This is a genomic window from Kosakonia sp. MH5, from assembly GCF_009935945.1.
Classification (GTDB): Bacteria; Pseudomonadota; Gammaproteobacteria; order Enterobacterales; family Enterobacteriaceae; genus Kosakonia; species Kosakonia radicincitans.
Genome location: NZ_QODH01000050.1, coordinates 1 through 509 on the forward strand (window position 1 = coordinate 1; position 509 = coordinate 509).

Annotated in this window: 1 protein-coding gene; it reads right to left on the reverse strand. The window is 40.7% G+C overall.

Annotated features, from left to right (window positions below; genetic code table 11):
* Window positions 1-75 precede the first annotated feature (75 nt).
* On the reverse strand, window positions 76-509 hold a 434-nt coding region (locus DK872_RS27260), incomplete at its 5' end, for a hypothetical protein (RefSeq protein ID WP_161519144.1).

Consider the following 509-nt stretch of genomic DNA (forward strand, 5'->3'; position numbering starts at 1 on the left):
AATCAGAAGCGTATAAAGACGCTGGGAAACGAGTTTAAGGGGATGGGCACAAAACCCCTATGTGGCACATAGCACCTACTTTTGGGTTTTAAGCATATGAGTCTCCGCCCAAAACAGCAAAAGAATAAGTATTGATAAAGTCGCAAATATATAAGCTACACCAGTTGAACCAATGTTATAGATGGCGTTGCCTAACAAAGATACTATTTGACCCCGCCACCCCCCACCAGTGCCAAACCATTTACTATCCCAGCCAGGATGTAGAAACATAGCGAGCGTAAGCATAAAAGACGAAGCTAACCAGATGACAGAATTAACTAATTTAGCGTAAACCATTGCCTTACCTCTGGCGCTTGACATAATGCCAAAAAGAACAAAGCAAATGAAAAATATTACCGCTAATTGCTTGGCAAGGGCTACAAATTGCGACTCGCCAATAGTAATAAAAATTATAAAACTGAGGCTTGATAAAATGGCTAAGACAATAGCTACAAAGCGTACAATTCCAC